The sequence below is a fragment of the Streptosporangium nondiastaticum genome (genome assembly GCF_003011965.1).
Lineage (GTDB): Bacteria > Actinomycetota > Actinomycetes > Streptomycetales > Streptomycetaceae > Streptomyces > Streptomyces nondiastaticus.
The window spans coordinates 1-18,160 of the sequence record NZ_PXWG01000035.1; the positions used below are offsets into that span (position 1 = coordinate 1).

At 74.0% G+C, this 18,160-nt stretch carries 14 protein-coding genes and 1 pseudogene; 7 read left to right on the forward strand and 8 right to left on the reverse strand.

Annotation, left to right across the window (positions count from 1 at the left end; translation table 11 throughout):
• From B7P34_RS15615 to B7P34_RS15625, 3 genes are all read right to left on the reverse strand, one after another.
• Positions 1–1,112: GAF domain-containing protein (locus B7P34_RS15615; RefSeq protein WP_146166827.1), on the reverse strand; the 1,112-nt coding region annotated here is incomplete at its 3' end.
• Between the two features lie 170 nt (positions 1,113–1,282).
• Positions 1,283–2,236 (reverse strand): cyclase family protein, encoded by a 954-nt coding sequence (locus B7P34_RS15620; protein ID WP_106676939.1) that lies wholly within the window; start codon positions 2,234–2,236, stop codon positions 1,283–1,285.
• Between the two features lie 76 nt (positions 2,237–2,312).
• A complete protein-coding gene (locus B7P34_RS15625; protein ID WP_106676941.1) occupies positions 2,313–3,350 on the reverse strand; it encodes a zinc-dependent alcohol dehydrogenase family protein in 1,038 nt (345 codons plus the stop codon).
• A 96-nt stretch (positions 3,351–3,446) separates the two neighbouring features.
• On the opposite strand from B7P34_RS15625, the gene B7P34_RS15630 reads away from it, so the two are divergent.
• Complete coding sequence (locus B7P34_RS15630; RefSeq protein ID WP_106676943.1) at positions 3,447–4,382, forward strand: AraC family transcriptional regulator; 936 nt, start codon at positions 3,447–3,449, stop codon at positions 4,380–4,382.
• A 64-nt stretch (positions 4,383–4,446) separates the two neighbouring features.
• On the opposite strand, the gene B7P34_RS15635 is transcribed toward B7P34_RS15630, so the two are convergent.
• The gene (locus B7P34_RS15635) at positions 4,447–5,901 is read right to left on the reverse strand and encodes an amino acid permease (protein ID WP_223267890.1); all 1,455 of its coding nucleotides are present in this window, start codon (positions 5,899–5,901) and stop codon (positions 4,447–4,449) included.
• A 270-nt stretch (positions 5,902–6,171) separates the two neighbouring features.
• Between B7P34_RS15635 and B7P34_RS15640 the strand changes: the two are divergent.
• Positions 6,172–6,408, forward strand: a pseudogene (locus tag B7P34_RS15640) (WhiB family transcriptional regulator); the annotation flags it as partial.
• A 35-nt stretch (positions 6,409–6,443) separates the two neighbouring features.
• Here the strand turns inward: B7P34_RS15640 and B7P34_RS15645 are convergent.
• The 3 genes from B7P34_RS15645 to B7P34_RS15655 form a co-directional block, all read right to left on the reverse strand.
• The gene (locus B7P34_RS15645) at positions 6,444–7,373 is read right to left on the reverse strand and encodes an alpha/beta fold hydrolase (RefSeq protein ID WP_223267891.1); all 930 of its coding nucleotides are present in this window, start codon (positions 7,371–7,373) and stop codon (positions 6,444–6,446) included.
• Positions 7,374–7,554: 181 nt separating this feature from the next.
• Complete coding sequence (locus B7P34_RS15650) at positions 7,555–9,408, reverse strand: M4 family metallopeptidase (protein ID WP_223267892.1); 1,854 nt, start codon at positions 9,406–9,408, stop codon at positions 7,555–7,557.
• Between the two features lie 314 nt (positions 9,409–9,722).
• Positions 9,723–10,148: a gamma-glutamylcyclotransferase family protein gene (locus tag B7P34_RS15655; protein ID WP_106676949.1), complete on the reverse strand. Its 426-nt coding sequence runs from the start codon at positions 10,146–10,148 to the stop codon at positions 9,723–9,725.
• A gap of 95 nt (positions 10,149–10,243) precedes the next feature.
• On the opposite strand from B7P34_RS15655, the gene B7P34_RS15660 reads away from it, so the two are divergent.
• The 3 genes from B7P34_RS15660 (at position 10,244) to B7P34_RS15670 (ending at position 14,178) form a co-directional block, all read left to right on the forward strand.
• Complete coding sequence (locus B7P34_RS15660) at positions 10,244–12,652, forward strand: FHA domain-containing protein (protein WP_106676951.1); 2,409 nt, start codon at positions 10,244–10,246, stop codon at positions 12,650–12,652.
• Positions 12,653–12,715: 63 nt separating this feature from the next.
• A complete protein-coding gene (locus B7P34_RS15665; protein WP_106676953.1) occupies positions 12,716–13,246 on the forward strand; it encodes a hypothetical protein in 531 nt (176 codons plus the stop codon).
• Complete coding sequence (locus B7P34_RS15670; RefSeq protein WP_106676955.1) at positions 13,246–14,178, forward strand: serine/threonine-protein kinase; 933 nt, start codon at positions 13,246–13,248, stop codon at positions 14,176–14,178. The genes B7P34_RS15665 and B7P34_RS15670 overlap by 1 nt, the downstream gene beginning before the upstream one ends.
• A 366-nt stretch (positions 14,179–14,544) precedes the next feature.
• Here B7P34_RS15670 and B7P34_RS15675 read toward each other — a convergent pair whose 3' ends face one another.
• A complete protein-coding gene (locus tag B7P34_RS15675) occupies positions 14,545–15,834 on the reverse strand; it encodes a streptophobe family protein (RefSeq protein ID WP_106676956.1) in 1,290 nt (429 codons plus the stop codon).
• Positions 15,835–16,074: 240 nt separating this feature from the next.
• On the opposite strand from B7P34_RS15675, the gene B7P34_RS15680 reads away from it, so the two are divergent.
• Together B7P34_RS15680 and B7P34_RS15685 are read left to right on the forward strand one after the other, a co-directional pair.
• On the forward strand, positions 16,075–17,280 hold the full coding sequence (locus B7P34_RS15680; protein ID WP_106676958.1) for a DUF6777 domain-containing protein: 1,206 nt from the start codon (positions 16,075–16,077) through the stop codon (positions 17,278–17,280).
• A 36-nt stretch (positions 17,281–17,316) separates the two neighbouring features.
• Positions 17,317–18,096 carry a DUF998 domain-containing protein gene (locus B7P34_RS15685; protein ID WP_106676960.1) on the forward strand — a complete coding sequence of 260 codons (780 nt, stop codon included), beginning with the start codon at positions 17,317–17,319 and terminating at the stop codon, positions 18,094–18,096.
• The last annotated feature ends 64 nt before the right edge of the window (positions 18,097–18,160 follow it).

Sequence of the window (18,160 nt, forward strand, 5' to 3'; positions counted from 1 at the left end):
GTGCCGCGGGGTTCCGCCGGGCCCGGCGCGCGGGCCGCCGCCGTGGGCCGGGCGGGCAGCGGGGCGAAGCGGGCGAGGGACTGCTCGGCCAGGAGGCCGGGCGATGCGGCGACCGCGGTTCCGGTGGCGGAGCCGGCCGTGTCCCGGGCCTCCGCACCGGCCCTCGTCGCTGTCCCCGTCCCGGCTTCGCGGGCGAGCGCGAGGGACTGCTGCCGCGTGTCGAGCGCCGCCTCGACGACGACGCCCTCCACTCCGGAGGCGGTGGTCACCGGGTGGCTCAGGAGGGTGACCCGCCGGCCGCCGGGCAGCGACACCTCGACGGCGGCCCGCTGGGCCGACGCGATCAGCTCGGTGGCCCGCTCCTCCAGGATCATCCGGTCCCGCCAGCCCAGGCCGCTCGTCAGCGGCTCGCCCGGCTGCCCGTTGAGGGCCGCGGTCCCGGCGGGCGCGCGGCGCCTGGCGTCGAGGTAGGCCTGCAGCAGGGCGCGCTCGCGCGCCGAACTCTGCTCCAGCAGCCGCCGCTCGATGGCGCCGGCCGCCTTGCGGATGACGATGTCCAGCGACGCGTCCGCGTCGGTGCGGGGGAACCCGAAGCAGAGGACTCCCTCGATGCGGCCGTTGAGCAGGTCCCGGATCGGAATCGCCGCGCAGGCGTTCGACTGGGAGCGCTCGGCGAAGTGCTCGGCGCCGTAGACGTTGACCAGACGCCGGTCCGCCAGGGCCAGGCCGATGCCGTTGGTCCCGGCGTACTTCTCGGCGAAGACGAAGCCGGGGACGCTCTGGATCGGGGCCAGCTGCCGGACCATGGCGGCGTCGCCGAAGCGGCGCTGCAGCACCGCCCCGCGCCCGTCGGCCAGGGCCACGTTCATGCTCCGGCCCGCGAACCGGGCCTGCAGGCGGTCCAGCACGGGGGTGGCCGCGCGCACGAGGCGGCCGTCGAGGTCGAGGTCCTGGAAGTACGGCAGCTCACAGCCGTCCGGGGACAGCCCCAGCGACCGGCTCCGCTGCCACGAGTCGAAGATCGGGCCGCGCACGGCGCCCTCGACCGGCGCGCCCGTGAAGAACTGCTCGCGGGCGAGCACGGGGCCGATGTCGTCCGCCACGAGCCCCATTCCGGATCACTTCCCCGTACGGTCGGCGCGCCTGCACTGATGTCCTATTTTAGAACTTCACGGACATATGGGATCTGGGGCGTTCTCGGTCGCCCCGAGCCGTCTCGGGCTGCCCCGGGTGCGCGGTCGTTTCGGGTACGCGGCCATCCCGGGTACGCGGTCATCCCGGGTCACAGGACGGCCACCGGGTTGACGGGCGAGCCCGTACCGCCCGGGACGTTCAGGGGAGCCACGCTGAGCAGGAAGTCGTAACGGTCCGTGCCCGCGCAGGCGGCCGCGAGCTCCTCGACGTCGGCGTTGTCCAGCAGCGGCACGCCCATCGCCGCCACGGCGAGCGTGTGGACCGGCGAGTGCACGCCCTCGACCGGCGACGGCCGCACGTCGCTGTCGCCGTCGCCGCCCAGCAGGGCGATCCCGCGCCCGGCCAGCAGCGGCACCGCGTGCACGTGGAACCCCGCACAGGCCGCGTCGGCGTCCCAGGGGCCCAGCTCCCGGCGCCGCCGGAAGCGACCGGTCCGCAGCAGGACGGCGTCGCCCTCGCCGATCTCCACGCCCAGGGCCTCCTCCGCGGCGGCGATGTCGCCGGCGTGCACGGCCTGCCCCGGCTCCAGCCAGGCCACCCCCTGGACGGCGGGCAGGTCGAGGAGGACACCCCTGGTCACCAGGGGGCCGAGCGCCCCGACGCCGCCGAAGCGGGCACCCCCGGACCCGACGAGCTCCCGTGCCGCGCCGCCTCCGTAGAGCCGGCCGCGATAGGCGACGTGGGACAGGGCGTCCAGGTGGGTGATGCCCTTGCCGTGGAAGTCGGCGCCCACGAAATCCTTGTGGGTGGAGGGCTCGGAGGGTCCGGAGGGTCCGGAAGTCTCGGCGTCGCCCAGATCGGACATGTAGTGCAGGGCGGGCCTGCGGTTGTCCGGGCCGGCCGCCGTGTCCCACGGCCGGCCCAGCGGCACGACGGTCCCGGACCGCACCAGGGCGGCGGCCCGCCGGACGTGGTCCGCACCCACCCGGTTCCAGGCGCCCCGGTCGGCGGGGGCCCAGCGGCCCCACGTGCGGACCTGCTCGAACAGCGCGTCGAACTCCTGCCGGGAGACGGCGGGGCCGTTGTCCGTCGGGCTCCTCATGCCCCTATTCTTCGACGGCCCTGCCCGCGGCGCGCGCGGGCAGGGGGCGGGGCGCCTCCCGGTCCTTCTCACGCCGTCATACGGTGACCACGATCTTGCCGGTGAACGTGCTGGAGTCCATCAGGCGGTGCGCGTCCGTGACGCGCTCCAGGCCGTCGAAGGTCTCGGCGATCACGGGCGCCAGCGCGCCGCTCGCCAGGCCCGAACCGATGAAGGCGGCGGAGCGGCGGCGGTAGGCCGCGTCCCGGGAGTGGGCGCCGTTGGAGTACCCGTGGACGGCGAGCGGCCAGTTCATCGACAGCTCGACGGGGCGCCGGTCCAGCGTGCCGTAGATCACCGCCGTACCGCCGGGCACGAGGGCGTCGCCGACGGCGGCGAAGCCGGGGCCGCCCACCGCGTCGAAGGCCAGCTCGGCGCCCCGGCCACCGGTGATCCGCTTGACCTCCTTCACGAGGTCCTCGGAGCCGGCGCTGATCACATGGGCCGCGCCGAGCTCCAGCAGCCGCTCCCGCTTGGCCTCGCCGCGCGTGACGGCGATCGGGACCGCGCCGATCCTCAGGGCCGTCCGGATCGCGGCCGTGCCGACGCCGCTGGACGCGGCCGTGATCACCACGTGGTCGCCGGGGGCCAGGCCGCCGGTCTCCACCATGCCGCCGTACGCCGTCGAGTACGTCAGCCACATCGCCGCGGACGTCACCGCGTCCGCGCCCTCGGGCCGGCGCACCAGCGACTCCGCCGGCAGGACGGCGCGCTCGGCGTACACCCCGTGGACGCCGAAGTCGAAGGCGGGAACGGACATCACCGCGTCGCCGGGCGAGAACTCGGTCACGCCTTCACCGACCCGCTCGACCACGCCGGCCGCCTCGTAGCCGAGCCGGGAGCCGGGCAGCGTCGGCTGGTAGTAGTACCGGCCCGCACGGAAGAGGGCCTCGGCCCGGTTGAGGCCGATCGCCTCGACGCGGAAGAGGACCTCGCCGGGCCCGGGCCCGGCGAGCGGCACGTCCTCGACCTGCAGGACCTCGGGACCGCCGAGCTCATGGAAGAGCACCGCCTTGGTGGCTGCCTTAACTGCCTTAACTGCCGTGACTGCCTTGACTGCGGAAGAAGTTGTCATGGGAACGACCGTACGGAGCGAGTGGAAGACGTTCCATATCCGAAAACCTCCTGACCATGTCCCTGCGTCTCGCAATCACGACGGTAGGGTGCCGCCATGGACGTACTGAGCGACGCGATCGCCGCCATGCGCACCGGACTGCCCCACTCCTCGCGCTCCGTCAAGCGCGCGCCCTGGGGCGTCCGTTTCCCGGACTCCGACGGCGCCGGCTTCCACGTGGTCCTCCAGGGATCGGCCTGGCTGCTGCCGCCCGACGGCGCCGAACCCGTCCGCCTGGGCCCGGGCGACGTCGTCTTCCTGGCCCACGGGTACGGGCACGGCCTCGCCGACCACCCCGGCACCCCGCTGGAGGAGGCCAGGCTGGGGCCGGACGGCTCCTGGCCGTCGATCCGTGACCGCGGGCCCGTCCACGGCGACGACACCCTCATGCTCTGCGGCGCCTACCGGCTGAACAAGACGCGGGCCCACCCCCTCCTCACCGACCTGCCGCCGTTCATCCACCTTCCGGCGCGCGTCGGCGTGCACGACCGGCTGCGCGCCGCCGTCGACCTGCTCGGCGCCGAACTGGCCGACCCGCAGCCCGGATCCGACGCCGTCGTGCCCGCGCTCCTCGACACCCTGCTGCTCTACCTGCTGCGCACGTGGTGGCTGACCGAGCGCCCCGAAGAGCCCTCCGGGTGGGCGGCGGCCCTGAGCGACCCGGCCGTCACGGCCGCGCTGCACGCCATCCACGACGATCCGGCGCGGCCCTGGACGGTCGAGGAACTCGCCGCCCGGGCGGCGCTCTCCCGCGCCGCCTTCGCCCGCCGCTTCACCGCACTCGTCGGCCGGCCGCCGCTCGCCTACCTCACCTGGTGGCGCATGACGACCGCGGGACGGCTGCTGCGCGAGGGCGACGCACCGCTGCGCTCCGTCGCCGAACGGGCGGGCTACGCCTCGGAGTTCGCCTTCGCCAAGGCCTTCAAGCGGGAGTTCGGCGTGGCGCCGGGCCGGTACCGCAGGGAAAGGGAGGCGGCCGACCGCCCGGCCTGAGGCCCGAGCCGGACGCAGCCGGCCTCCGGTCACCGCGCCTGAGGGGCCGCCGGCCGGCCTCCGGTCACCTCGCCTTCCCGCGCCCTCTCACCAGGCCGCACACGATCAGCAGCGCCGCCCACGCGCCCGTGCACACCAACTGCGTACGGGAGTCCGGTTCGAGGGCCATGACCACCAGGACCGCGCCGATCCCGAGCAGCGCCAGCCGGGTGAGGTGCGGGAACAGCCACATGCGCACCGGTGGTTGCGGATCCCCGCGCCGGACGCGCCGGCGGCGCAGGCGCAGCTGGGACAGGCCGATGAGGAACCAGACGATCAGGATCGTCGCCCCCACGGCGTCGAGCAGGAAGCGGAAGACCGTGCCCGGCCACACGGCGTTGAGCACGACCGCCGCGAAGCCGAAGGCGGCCGAGGCGAGGACGGCGTTGCGCGGCACGCCGCCCGGGGTGACGCGGCCGAGGGCGCGGGGCGCGTCGCCGCGGTGCACGAGCGAGTAGAGCATGCGGGAGGAGCCGTAGATGTTGGCGTTCATGGCCGACAGCAGGGCGACGAGGACCACGGCGTCCATGACGCGCCCGGCGCCGGGGACCCCGATGCGCTCCAGGGCTCCGCTGTACGGGCCGGTGCGGGCGGACTCGCTGTCCCAGGGCAGAAGAGTGACGATGACGGCCATGGAGCCGATGTAGAAGAGGCAGATGCGCCAGACGACCGTCCTGGCGGCCCGGCCCACCGCCCTGACCGGGTCGGCGGACTCGGCCGCGGCGATCGTGACCGTCTCCAGCCCGCCGTACGCGAAGACCGCCGCGACGAGGCCGAGGGCGAGCCCGTGCCAGCCGTGGGGCAGGAAGCCGCCGTGGCCGGTGAGGTGTGCCGTGCCCGGCGCGGCGGTGCCCGGCAGCAGACCGGCGACGGCGAGCGCGCCCAGCAGGAGGAAGACGCAGATGGCGGTGACCTTCAGCCCGGCGAACCAGAACTCCAGGTCGCCGAAGCGCCGGACGGCGGCCAGGTTGCTGCCGGTGAAGGCGGCCATGAAGAGGGCCATCCACGTCCAGCCGGGTATGCCCGGGAGCAGGCCCGTCATGATGTCCGCCGCCCCGATCGCCTCCGCGGCGACGCTGACCACCAGCAGCGACCAGTACAGCCACCCCGCCGTCAGGCCCGCCCAGGGACCGAGGGCCTTGGCCGCGTGCACGGAGAAGGAGCCCGTGGCCGGGTCGGCGGCGGACATCTCCGCCAGCATCCGCATGACCAGCAGCACGAGCCCGCCGGCCAGGACGTAGGCGACGACGATCGCGGGCCCCGCGGCCCTGATCCCCACTCCGGAGCCGACGAACAGGCCCGCTCCGACGGCACCGCCCAGCGCGATCATGGACAGATGACGCTGTTTCAGGCCGCGCGGGAGCGCGGTGGCCGGCCGGGCGGGCGTGCCGGAGGCGTCCGGGGTGGCGGAGGCGTCCGGGGTGGCCCGGGCGGTGCCGTCGGGGGAGGGCGCGAGCATGCTGACCGTCCTGTGGCTCATGGGGAGTGCACGGGGCACTGCCGTGGAACCACTTACCTACCGGCGGGCGGGGTGCGGCACCCCTGGACGCCGTCCGCTCTGTCAGGTCGGCCGGGCCGGTCCGGCCACGCAGGGGAATCCGGGGGCAAGGAGACGGGCGCCGGCATTCACATGGAGTGAGGCCCGAGACGCGCAGCCAGGCTTAACCGGCGCATCACGGGCAACGCGGAGTAGCAAGAGGGGGGCCGCCCGACCGTGATCGAAGGGACTGACAGCCACATGGATCGCCACATGGACTGGCGACAGTACGCCGCGTGCCTCCACGAGGACCCCGAACTCTTCTTCCCCGTCGGCAGCCGGGGCCCCGCCGTCGTCCAGACCGAGGACGCCAAGTCGGTCTGCCGACGCTGCCCGGTGCGGGAGGACTGCCTGCGCTGGGCGCTGGACTCCGGGCAGGAGAGCGGGGTGTGGGGCGGGACGAGCGAGGCCGAGCGGCGGGCGCTGCGCCGGGCCGCGGGGACCCGGCGCGGCGCGTCACCCGCGGGGCGGGTCCGGCCCAGGGCTCAGCCGAAGAACTCCAGGAGGGCGCGCGTGACGGCCTCCGGCTGCTCCTCGACCAGGTAGTTGCGGCTGCCCTCGATCTCGGCCATGCGGACGTCGGTGCCCTGCTGGGGGAACACCTGGCTCATGTACTCGAAGAACGTCCCGTACGCGAGGCCGAGCATCGGCACGGAGATCTTGTCGTACGACTCGAAGTCCGCGATGTCCTGCTGGTAGGACTGGAACCAGCCCTTGCTCGCCCGGATCGCCTCGGCCGACGAGTACGCCTTGGCGTAGATGTCCCGGTCCCGGTCGGTGATGTTGTCCGGGTTCACCAGGCTCAGGCCGAACATGTAGTCGATGATGTGGCGGTAGCGGCCGGTGAGGATCTGCTCCGGGAAGTCGGCCACCTGGTTGAAGGCGAGCCACCAGCGGTGCGGGCCCTTGTCGCCGGGGTTCGGCAGCATGGGGAACTTGTAGTAGCTCTGGTCCGCGTGCGTGGTGTTGAGGATGGCGACCTTCTCGGTGGCCTCCGGGTGGTTCGCGGCGTAGGCGAAGGCGACCATGGCGCCGATGCCGTGCCCCGCGATGTTCACCTTCTCGTACCCGAGGTGGCGGACCAGCTCGCGGATGTCCTGGGCCATCGACTTCTTCTCGAAGCCGGACTCCGGCTTGCTGGAGCCGCCCATGCCGCGGATGTCGACGGTGATCACGCGGAAGCGGGCCGCGAGCGCGGGCATGACCTTGCGGTACTCCCACCACGTCTCGGGCCAGCCGGGCAGCAGCACCAGCGGATCGCCCTGCCCGCCGGTCACGTAGTGCAGCCGGACGCCGTTGACCTCGGCGTACTCGCTGGTGAAACCGCCGTCGAGGGACGCCGCGAGCTCCGCGTTCAGAGCCTTGAGCTCCTCGGTGTCCGTGACCGTCGCCGTGTTCTCTGCGTGTGCCGGCACTTGCTCCCCCTTGTCGTCGACCAGTGGCGCGTCGAGTGGGTTTGAACACCCAACTCTCCGGTGGCGATGACGATAACAACATCCACTTCGCCGGGCCATGGGGTGTGGATCACACCGGCCCGGCCGGTTCCCCGGCGCGCGGAGCGCGGGGGAACCGGCCGGGCGGGGACGCTCGCCGCCATCAGCGCTTGACGGCCGGCCCCTCCTTGGGGGTGTTGGCGGTGGTCACGTTCACCCCGGCCCAGGCGGCGTCGACCGCCTTGTACTCGGTGCTGTTCTCGCCGTACATGTCCGCGGCGGCCTGCAGCGTGGCGGTGCGGGCCTCGTGGAAGTCGGTGGTCGAGACCATGTAGCGGGTCAGCGCGCGGTAGAAGATCTGCTGCGCCTTCTCCCGGCCGATGCCGCTGACCGCCTTGCCGTCGTACGTGGGGGAGTCGTACTCCACGCCGCCGATGGTCTTCTTGCCGCTGCCCTCGGCCAGCAGGTAGAAGGCGTGCGAGGAGACGCCGGAGCCGGCGTGCACTTCGCGGTCGTAGGAGCCCTCGTCCCAGTAGTCGACGGTGCCCTCGAGGACGTCCAGCGACGGCTTGTCCATGCGGCGCAGGAACTTCTGCTCCAGGCCGAGCTTCTCGCCGAGCAGGTAGTTCGGCGGGTTGCCGGGGTTGTTCGTGCGGAACTCCACGCCCGAGCCGAAGATGTCCGCGAGCGACTCGTTGAGCGAGCCCGCCTCGCCGAACTGGTTCTGGCGCGCGTCCACCCGCGTGGGCTGGAAGTCGGCGGTGGCCTCGATCACGCCGTGGCTGAGCTCGTGGCCGGTCACGTCCAGGGCCACCAGCGGCTGCTTGAACGTTTCTCCATCGCCGTCGCCGTAGAGCATGCAGCCGCACTCGGGGGACCAGAAGGCGTTGCCGACCTTGTCGCCGAAGTGCACGAGGGCGTGCGGGCCGGCGCCGTCGTTCTTGATGCCGTTCCGGCCGAACGTGGCCTTGTAGTAGTCGTACGTGCTGGTGATGCCGTACTGCGCGTCGACGGCGGCGGTGGCGGCATCCGTGGTGGTGCCGTTGCCCCAGCGGTTGTCGGAGTCCAGGAAGGCCTTGCCGGACGCGAAGGAGCCGAGCTCCTTGCCCCCGGCGTCGCGGGTCTCGCCGCCGCCGCGGCTCGGGTCCTTGAGGGTGAAGGAGTCCTTGGCGGTCTGCGTCGTCGTCAGCTGGACGTCACCGGCGAAGAACGAGGCGCCGGTGCCGTTCGCCTGGGCCGGGAACCCGGCGCCGGGCTGCACCTTGGACGGCGGCGCGGACTTCGCGTTCTTGCGCGGCTTCGCCTGCTGACCCTGGTCGCGGAGCGTGGCCTTCAGACGGGGGGAGATGAAGCCGTCGCTGAGCGGCGTGCTGCTGATGACCTTGCCGCTGCCGGCGTCCACGACGACGCTGTGGCTGACGCCCGTCTCCGCCTTGCCGCCGCCGGTGACGGTCACGCGGTAGGCGAGGACCGGCTCGGTGCTACGCGCGTCGACCACGAGCTCGGTCTTCGCGGCCTTGCCGGACACGGACTGCGCGGCCTTGGCCGCGGCCTGCGGGGCGGTCAGCTTGGGGGCGACCGACGGCACGGCGACCCGGTGCTTGATGGCCCGGGTGACGCCGAGGTAGTTCTTCTGGGCGTCGAGGTGGACGACGAGGTCGCCGCCGACGACGGGGACGCCCTGGTAGGCCCGGACGAAGCGGACGTGGCGCTTGCCGTCGGGGTCGATAAGGGTGTCCTTGACCCGGAGCGTCTCGTTCTTGCCGACGCCCGTGGCGTCCGCGTGGGCGAGGGCCGCGGCGGTGGCCGCCTTGACGGTCTCCGCGTTGGCGGCGAGGGCGGCCGCGTTGAAGGAGGAGTCGGCGGCCGACTCGCGGGCCCGGTCCCGGGTCGCGTCGCTGACCTTGTCCACGGGCTGGGACGGGGCGGCGGAGGCGGTGCCCGCCATGGTGGCCGCGGCCACGACGGCCACGGCGACGGCGAGTATTCGGTTCTGCGTTGTGGGGGTCGTACGCAAGTTCAGCGCCCTTTGCGTCAAGGGCGGTTCGGGACGTGCCCGGCCGCCTGCATGCACGCGGTGCCGTCACTCGCGCACCGCGGGAACCTGTGGTCCCGCGGAGGACTCTGCCGGTACTGGCATGGGCATGAAAAGAGCAGATAGGCGCGATGTCCGGACAGTTGATCAACTGTTAACAATGACCGAACGGAAGGTGCCTATGTGGTGACTTGGCGTCAACCGCAGAGTGAGATGCGGGCTGCGGGGCGAAGGTTGCCGGCCGTCGTCGGCGTCTTGGAATGTGAGACGGGGACTCTGTGCCCGGCGCGGGGTCCCTACGCCCGGGGCCAGCTCCCGCCCGCCACCCGCGTGCCCGACACCCGCAGCCGCCGCGCCGTCCGCTCCGCCGCCAGGTACACCCAGGCGCGGACCGCGCCCTCCGCGCCCTCGGTCAGCACCGGCCGCACGACCCGTACGTACAGCTCACCGGTGCCGTCCGCGGCGCAGCCCTCCAGCTCGTCCAGGGACGCGAGCACCGCCGCGTACGCACCCGGCGCGACCCGGACCAGCTCGCCGCGGACCTCGCCGCCCGGCTCCGCCACCGCGTACGGATACCCGGGGCCCTCGAACAGCACCGCACCCCGCAGCCGCGCCGGCTCCTCCGCCACCGTGCGCCCCCGCAGGTAGCGTCCGTGATTGGCCTGACCGGGACGCAGCGTCCCGTAGACGAACACCGGCAGCCGCTCCTGCTCCGCCGCCATCCCCTGCTCCCTCCGCCGTCCCCGCGTCCCTGCCCCCTCGGGCGCCCCGCGCCACCGGAAGGCGGCGGAGGGCGGCCCGCCGTAAAATTACCGGTATGGGAGAGCGGCCCGTCGTGCCCTCCGCCCCCGAACTCGTGGTCGAGTCCGACGGCGGCTCGCAGACGATGACCCCGAGCCGTGTCTACCAGGTGGGGCGCGACCCGGAGTGCGACATCGTGCTGCACGACGCCCGGGTCTCCTGGCATCACGCCGTGCTGCGCCCGGTCGCGGACCACTGGACCGTCGAGGACGCCGGCAGCACCAACGGCACCTGGTCCGAGGGGCGGCGGGTGCAGCTCCTCGACGTCGGCCCCGGCACCGTCCTGCGCTTCGGCAGCCCCGCCGACGGGCCCGCCGCCGTCCTCAAGAGCGCCCCGCCCCCGGCACTGCCGCCCCCTCCACCTCCCGCGTCACTCGGGGAGCGCCCGACCTCGGTGTCCCTGCCCGCTTCCACCGGCACGTTCCGTCAGCCCACCTCCGTACGCCCCCTGCCCTCCCGCACCATCCGCATCGGCCGCGGGCCCGACAACGAGGTGACCGTCGACGACCTGGTCGTCTCCCGGCGCCACGCCGAACTGCGCGCGGGACCCGGCGGCGACTACGAGATCGTCGACCTCGGCAGCCACAACGGCACCTTCCTCAACGGCCACCCCGTGCGCCGCGCCCCGGTGCTCCCCGGCGACATCATCGGCATCGGCCACTCCGCCTTCTGCCTGGTCGGCGACCAGCTCCAGGAGTACGTCGACAGCGGCGAGATCTCCCTCGACGTCCAGGACCTGTGCGTCCACGTCGACGCCGAACACGGCCGCAAACGGCTCCTCGACCGCGTCTCCTTCCCCGTCGAGGAGAAGTCCCTGCTCGCCGTCGTCGGCCCCAGCGGCTCCGGCAAGTCCACCCTCCTCAACGCCCTCACCGGGCTGCGCCCCGCCGACGAGGGCGCGGTGCTCTACGACGGCCGCGACCTCTACCGCGACTACGCCGAACTCCGCGCCCGCATCGGCCTCGTCCCCCAGGACGACATCCTGCACGTCCAGCTCACCGTGCGCCGCGCCCTGTCCTACGCCGCCGAACTGCGCTTCCCCGGCGACACCGCCAAGGCCGAACGCCTCGCCCGGGTCGAGGAGGTCATCGGCGAACTGGGCCTCGAACAGCGCGCCGACCAGCCCATCCACAGCCTCTCCGGAGGCCAGCGCAAGCGCGTCAGCGTCGCCCTGGAACTCCTGACGAAGCCCTCCCTGCTCTTCCTCGACGAGCCGACGTCCGGCCTCGACCCCGGCATGGACCGCTCCGTCATGAACACCCTGCGCACCCTCGCCGACGACGGCCGCACCGTCATCGTCGTCACCCACAGCGTGCTCAGCCTGGACGTCTGCGACCGGCTGCTCGTCCTCGCCCCCGGCGGGCGGACCGCCTTCTACGGGCCGCCCAAGGACACGCCCGGCTTCTTCGGTTTCAAGGAGTGGCCCGAGGCGTTCGAGGCCTTCGAGAACGACAAGGACCGCGACTGGCCGGGGGAGTACCGCGCCTCGCCCCAGTACCGGCAGTACGTCGAGACCGCGGCCGCGCAGCCGCTCCCCGCCGAGCCGCCCGCCGCGGAGGCGGAGCCCGCGACCGCGCCCCCCAAGCCCCAGAGCTGGGGCGCCCAGCTGTCGACCCTGATGCGCCGCTACGTGCGGGCGCTGAGCACCGACCGCACCTTCCTGATCATCATGATCGTGCTGCCGTTCGTCACCGGCGCGATGGCCCGGCTGTCCTCGGGCACCCGCTTCGCCTCCGCCGACAAGGCCAACACCGTCCTGCTGATCCTGTGCGTGGGCGGCGTGCTGACGGGTGCGGCCAACGCCGTGCGCGAACTCGTCAAGGAACGGGTCATCTACCGGCGCGAGAGAGCCGTGGGCCTGTCCAGGTCCGCCTACGTGATGTCGAAGATCATCGTCCTGGGTGTGATCACGGTGGCGCAGGCCGTCGTCCTGTCCATCGTCGGCCTCGGCGGGGTGGACACCCGCGCGCCCCACGGCCAGGGCGTCCTCATGCCGCCCCTCGTCGAGATCACCCTGGCGCTGGCGGTGCTGTCGTTCACGTCCATGCTGCTCGGCCTCCTCGTGTCGGCGATCGTCCGCAGGGAAGAGGTCACCATGCCGCTGCTGGTCCTCATCACCCTGGTCCAGGTCGTCTTCTGCGGCGGCATGATCGAGCTCAACAACAAGCTGGTGCTCGAACAGCTGTCCTGGCTGGTGCCCTCTCGGTGGGCGCTGGCGGCCATGAGCTCCACGATCGACTTCACGCGCATCCCGCCCGCCACCGGGCAGCTCCCGCCGTCGGCCGGTGGAGGCGACCCGCTCTTCCGGCACGCAGTCGGCACGTGGCTGATGGACATGGGCATGATGCTGGTCCTGGCCCTCGTGTTCGCCCTCCTCGTGGCCCGCCTCCTGCGCCGCCACGAACCGGCGGTCATGCGGAAGTGACCGCGGTCGTGCGCAAGTGACGGCGGTCATGCGGAAGCGACGGAGACGGAGGAGACGGAGCACATGAGCACGGTCCCCCTGGCACCCGGCGGCGCCTCCGGCATCCCCGGCTTCCTGCCCACCCACGTCGTGCCGCCCGACGGGCTCGCCACCTGGACCGCCCCCGACGGCGCCGTGCCCACCGCGCCGCTGGACCCGCTCCTTCCCGTACGGCTCGTCGAGCGGCGCGGCGACTGGGGCCAAGTGCTCTGCTCCAACGGCTGGGCCGCCTGGACCGACGCCCGGCTCCTCGTCGTCCTCCCCCAGGGCCCGCCCGCCGCGGGCGGGCCGCTCGTCCGGACGGACGACGCCCGCAAGCTCCTCACCGGCGTCCACGAGACCCTCGGCCAGTACCGCCGGGCGATGGAGGACCTCGCCGCCGGCCGCACGGACGCCGAGACCTTCGGCCGCACGACCCGGGGCCTGCGCATCGGGGCCGTCGTCGACGGTGACGCCCTCTGGCTCTACGACGCCGAACGGGACCTGTGGTGCTACTGCGACGGCACCGCCATGGCCGCGCTCGCGTCCCCCGCCGGGCCCGGCGGTGACCACTGATGGCCCCGGCCGGGGACCGGCCCGCCGAGCTGACCGGCCGCCGCATCGCCGGCTACGAGGTGGAGGACGAACTGGGGCGCGGCGGCATGGCCGTCGTCTACCGCGCCCGCGACCTGCGGCTCGGCCGCATCGTCGCGCTCAAGCTGCTCGCCCCCGAACTGGCCCGCAACGACACCTTTCGCCGGCGCTTCGGGCACGAGTCGCGCGTCGCCGCGGCCATCGACCACCCGCACATCGTCCCCGTGTTCGAGGCCGGGGAGGCCGACGGGGTGCTCTACATCGCCATGCGGTACGTGGCCGGGCTCGACCTGCGCGCCCTCCTCGACCGCGACGGGCCGCTGCCGCCCGCCGTGGTCTGCCGCATCGCCGGCCAGGTCGCCTCCGCGCTCGACGCGGCCCACGCGCACGACCTCGTCCACCGGGACGTCAAGCCGGGGAACATCCTCGTGGCGGAGGGCACCGACAGCGACCACCCCGAGCACGTGTACCTCACCGACTTCGGGCTGACGAAGAAGTCCCTGTCCCTGACCGGCTACACCCGTGTGGGCCAGTTCGTCGGCACGCTGGACTACGTCGCGCCCGAACAGATCGCGGGCAAGCCGGTCGACGGGCGGTGCGACGTGTACAGCCTGGGGTGCGTCGTCTTCGAAATGCTCACGGGAACGCCGCCGTTCCGGCGCGAGGACGACATGGCGCTGCTGTGGGCCCACCAGTACGACGCGCCGCCGCGGCTGTCGGAACGCGTCCCCGGCCTGCCGGCCGCGGCCGACGACGTCATGGCCAAAGCCTTGGCGAAGACCCCCGACGAACGCTTCGACAGTTGTCTGCGGTTCATCGCGGCGCTGCGCACGGCGACGGCGGCCCCGGGCGCGGGACGGGTCCCGGAGCCGCCGGGCTGGGCGGGGGCGGTGTTCCCGGAACGGGGCGCCTGACGGCGGGTCGCCGCCGGCACGGGTGGGCTGCGCCTTCGCTTTCGGGGAACGGCCGGTTCGGCACGGGGGCTTGCGCCTTCGCTTTCGGGGAACGGCCGGTTCGGCACGGGGGCTTGCGCCTTCGCTTTCGGGGAACGGCCGGTTCGGCACGGGGGCTTGCGCTATCGCTCGGGGGAACGGCCGGTTCGGCACCGGGGTTTGTGCCCTCGCTCCGGGGAACGGCCGGTCCGGCACCGCCGGACAGCGGTGTCGTGGTTGCTCGCCGTTGCGGCGGGAGAATCGGTGGCCGGCCGCTTCAGAGGCTGCGCCATCCCACCCCGCCGCCGCGGCGCGCAACCACGGCCAACCGGTCCGGCGGTGCCGGACTCAGGCCGGCCCGGAGGGCCCGGCCTCGCCGGCAAGGCCCCGGCGGCGGATCCGGCGGGACAGGGCGCTTGCCACGAAGCCCGCCACCAGGCCCCACAGGAGGCCCAGCCCCACCAGGGTCAGGAGGTGCGGCCGCAGGGCGACCTCGCCGCCGAAGGCGGACATGTCGGTGATGCCGAGGAGCGAGAGGCCGAAGCGGGCCGAGATGCGGGTGAGGGTGCCGATGACGAACAGGGTGACCGCCAGGGCGGCACCCAGCTGCACCGCGTGCTCCCACGGCCGCGTCGTCGCGGGTGACCGCACGGCCATCAGGAACGCCGCCGCGAGCAGGGCGACCACGGCGACGGCCACGAGCAGCCAGGCCCGGCCGTCGTGCTGGGCGAGCGTGGAGACGGTGAGCGTGGACGGCTGGTCACCGTGCTCGCGGAGCACCGCCGTGAGCGGCTTGGGCATGGGCAGCCCGAGGGACGTGCCGGGCACGCGGCCGTCCCAGGCCCCGCCGAGGCCGAGGCCGAAGGCCATCCAGGCGAGGTTGGGCAGGCCGAGCAGGAGCACGGCCATCGTCTCCCCGGCGTGCCCCCGGACGGCGGCGGAGACGAGTCCGACGACGAGCCCGAGCAGCACGTAGCCGAGCAGCAGCACGACCATGGCGAACGCCACGGGCCGCACGGGGTCCTGGAAGCGCAGCAGCCGCGACGGCAGCGGCGTCTTGCGGGAGGCGGCCACGGCGACGGCGAGGAGGACGAGCAGCCACAGCAGGCCGTAGCCGAGCGTGGGCCCGAGGGACGCGCGGAAGCCGACGCGGGGGGCGACGTCGAGGGCTTCGCCGATGTCGCCGAGGAGCGAGTCGCCCAGGTCGATCCGGAAGTCGTGGCGCGCGCCGAGGGTGATGAGCAGCAGGGCGAGCAGCCACAGGACGGCCGTCCGGGCGACGCGGGCGAGGAGTCCGCGCCCGCTGGTCACGGCGTGGTGCCGCAGCGGGAGCAGGAAGACGGCGGCGAGGGCGACCGCGCCGGCCAGGGTCACCGACAGCGGGACGACGGCGATGCCCGCCCCCGTACGGCCCAGGATCCCCGCGTCGCCGGACAGCTCCACCGTCCCGCCGACGGCGGTGACGACGGTGGCCGCGGTCACCGAGGGGAACGCTCCGTCCGGCAGCCCGCCGGCTCCGGCGGCCCACAGGCCGAGCGCGGCGACGGCGAACATCGCGGCGACCCCGGCGGCGACGGCGGCGAGGGCGTCCCCCCAGGCGCGGACGAAGGAGGGCGCGCCCCCGGGCGGCTGGCTCACACTGCCTCCGCGTGCGTCGTCGACGGTCGGACCCGGCCTCCGGCGGGGGAGGCCCGGAAGCCCAACGTACGCCCGCGCGGCCCGCCCCACCTGTCGAGGGCGCGTCCCGCGCGGCCCGCCCCGGGCCGGCCTCGCACCCGTCCCTCCTGGAAGGAGCCCCGCTTGCGGGCCGCGCCGGTTTGCGGCACACAATGAGCCCGTAAGCGTGTCAATAAGGACAAAAGCGGAGGAGTAGGGCCCGTGTCGTCCGAACCACCGTCAGAAGACCGGCCCACCGGCCCGCCCTCCGGCCCCCTGTCCGGCGGCGGAGGGAGCGGGTCCGGCCGCCCCGGCCCGGCCGGCCCGCCTCCCGAACCCACCCGCCCCGACTGGCACTCGACCCCGTCGGGCGAGGGCTCCACGCAGATCAGCGGCCCCACGGGCGCGCAGCCGCCGGAGCCGCCCGGCCCGCCGGCCCCGCCGTCCGGCGCCCACGGCGCACCCCCTCCCGCGGGGGAGCCCGGCAGGGCCTGGTGGCGCTCCGCCCCCAAGGTCGCCCTCCTCGCGGGCGTCCTGGTCGCCGCTGCGGCGCTCCTGGTCTTCTTCCTCCGCCCGGAAGGCGGTGGAGAGGTCTTCCTGCAGGCCGCGTCGGCCCACGGCAACGACCCCTTCACCGCGTCCACGGCCAAGGACGCGGGCACCAAGGAGGCGGCCGCCGCCCCCGTCACCCCCGCCGAGGGGGGCAACCGCACGTACCCGGGCTCGACCCAGGGCCTCTACGGCGGCACGCAGAACGCGGCGAGCTGCGACGTCGATCGCCAGGTCAGCTACCTCAAGGACGATCAGGCCAAGTCCCGTGCCTTCGCGAGCGCCGCGGGCATCCAGCAGAGCGAGACCGAGCACTTCCTGCGCGGCCTGACGCCCCTGCTGCTGCGCTCCGACACCCGGGTCACCAACCACGGCTACAAGGACGGCGCGGCCACCGCGTTCCAGTCCGTGCTGCAGGCCGGCACGGCCGTCCTGGTCGACAACCGGGGCATGCCGCGCGTGCGCTGCGCTTGCGGCAACCCCCTCGGCCCGCCCGTCGCGGCCAAGAGCGGCGCGAAGACCAAGGGCGAGGGCTGGAGCGGGTACAAGTCGTCGAACGCCGTCGCCGTCACCGAGGCCACGACCGCCATCTACGACATCGTGGTGTACGACCCCGTGTCCCGCCAGTGGTTCGCACGGCCGGTCGGCACCGACGGGGGGAGCGACCGCCCGGTCCCGAAGCCCAGCGGCGCCATGCCGTCCGGCTCCGCCTCGCAGGGGCTGGAGGAGTCGAGCAGCGGCGAGCCGTCGAAGCCGTCCTCGTCCGCCCCGCCGCCTCCGTCCCAGGCCCCGCCGTCCCCGCAGAAGCCGGCGACCGAACCCGGCCCCGCGTACGGGCCGCAGAACCTGGGGCTCGCCCGACCCGGAGGGGCGGCATGAGCGGAGCCGCCGCCCGGCGGCCCTGAGACGGCCCCGATGAGCGACGCGCCGGCCGAGTCCCGGCCGGGGGAAGCGGCCCCCGGCCGGGTGACGGCCGCCGGCGTGCCCCCGGAGGACCCGGACGGAGCCCGCCGTGCGGCGTGGCCGCTGGCCGTCGCGGCGGTGACGTACAACGCGTGGGTGCTGGAGTTCCTGCTGCCCACCGGCCTGGACCCCCGGCACTCCTACGTCAGCGAGCTCTACGCCGCCGACCAGCCCTTCCACGTCCTCTTCGGCGCCGTCGAGGTCGTCACCGCCCTGCTCGTCGCCGCGGGCGCGGTCCCGCTTCCCCACCGGCCGGGAAGCAACCGCTGGTCCGTCGCCGGGCGGTGGTCGCTGGTCGCCTTCGCCGCGTCCTCCGTCGCGGACGTCGTCGTCCCGATGCGGTGCGCGCCGTCGGTGAACCGCGCCTGCGAGGCGGTCAATCCCTGGCACACCGCCACCAGCGCCCTGGCCCATGCCGCGCTGTTCGGCTCCATGGCCCTGCTGGTGACCGCCGCGGCGCGCGGCGCCCGGTGGCCGCTGATCCGCCGCTGGGGGCCGTGGGTCCTGGCGGCCGCGCTCGTGACGTCCGTGTGCACGGTCGGCGCGCTGATCGGCCGGCCGGGCTGGCACGGCGTCCCGCAGCGGGCGCACCTGCTGCTCGTCGGGGTGTGGCTGGCCCTGCTCGCCGCCTCGCCGGGGACCGGCCGCATCCGGAGGAAGGACCGTATCGGGGTGAAGGGCCGCCACCGCCGCACTGTGAGTCACCGGGGTCGCGCGGGCGGACCCGGCTGATCCGGCGATCGAATCTGGTCGATTGTGCGGGAGCCGGACCGGCTCCGTACGCCGCCGACCGGGG

What these genes read in the sequence shown, in the direction of transcription:
- B7P34_RS15620 (WP_106676939.1), bottom strand. Translation starts at nt 2,236, where the DNA reads ATGAGGAGCCCGACGGACAACGGCCCCGCCGTCTCCCGGCAGGAGTTC.
- B7P34_RS15625 (WP_106676941.1), bottom strand. Translation starts at nt 3,350, where the DNA reads ATGACAACTTCTTCCGCAGTCAAGGCAGTCACGGCAGTTAAGGCAGTT.
- B7P34_RS15630 (WP_106676943.1), top strand. Translation starts at nt 3,447, where the DNA reads ATGGACGTACTGAGCGACGCGATCGCCGCCATGCGCACCGGACTGCCC.
- B7P34_RS15635 (WP_223267890.1), bottom strand. Translation starts at nt 5,901, where the DNA reads ATGAGCCACAGGACGGTCAGCATGCTCGCGCCCTCCCCCGACGGCACC.
- B7P34_RS15655 (WP_106676949.1), bottom strand. Translation starts at nt 10,148, where the DNA reads ATGGCGGCGGAGCAGGAGCGGCTGCCGGTGTTCGTCTACGGGACGCTG.
- B7P34_RS15660 (WP_106676951.1), top strand. Translation starts at nt 10,244, where the DNA reads ATGGGAGAGCGGCCCGTCGTGCCCTCCGCCCCCGAACTCGTGGTCGAG.
- B7P34_RS15665 (WP_106676953.1), top strand. Translation starts at nt 12,716, where the DNA reads ATGAGCACGGTCCCCCTGGCACCCGGCGGCGCCTCCGGCATCCCCGGC.
- B7P34_RS15670 (WP_106676955.1), top strand. Translation starts at nt 13,246, where the DNA reads ATGGCCCCGGCCGGGGACCGGCCCGCCGAGCTGACCGGCCGCCGCATC.
- B7P34_RS15685 (WP_106676960.1), top strand. Translation starts at nt 17,317, where the DNA reads ATGAGCGACGCGCCGGCCGAGTCCCGGCCGGGGGAAGCGGCCCCCGGC.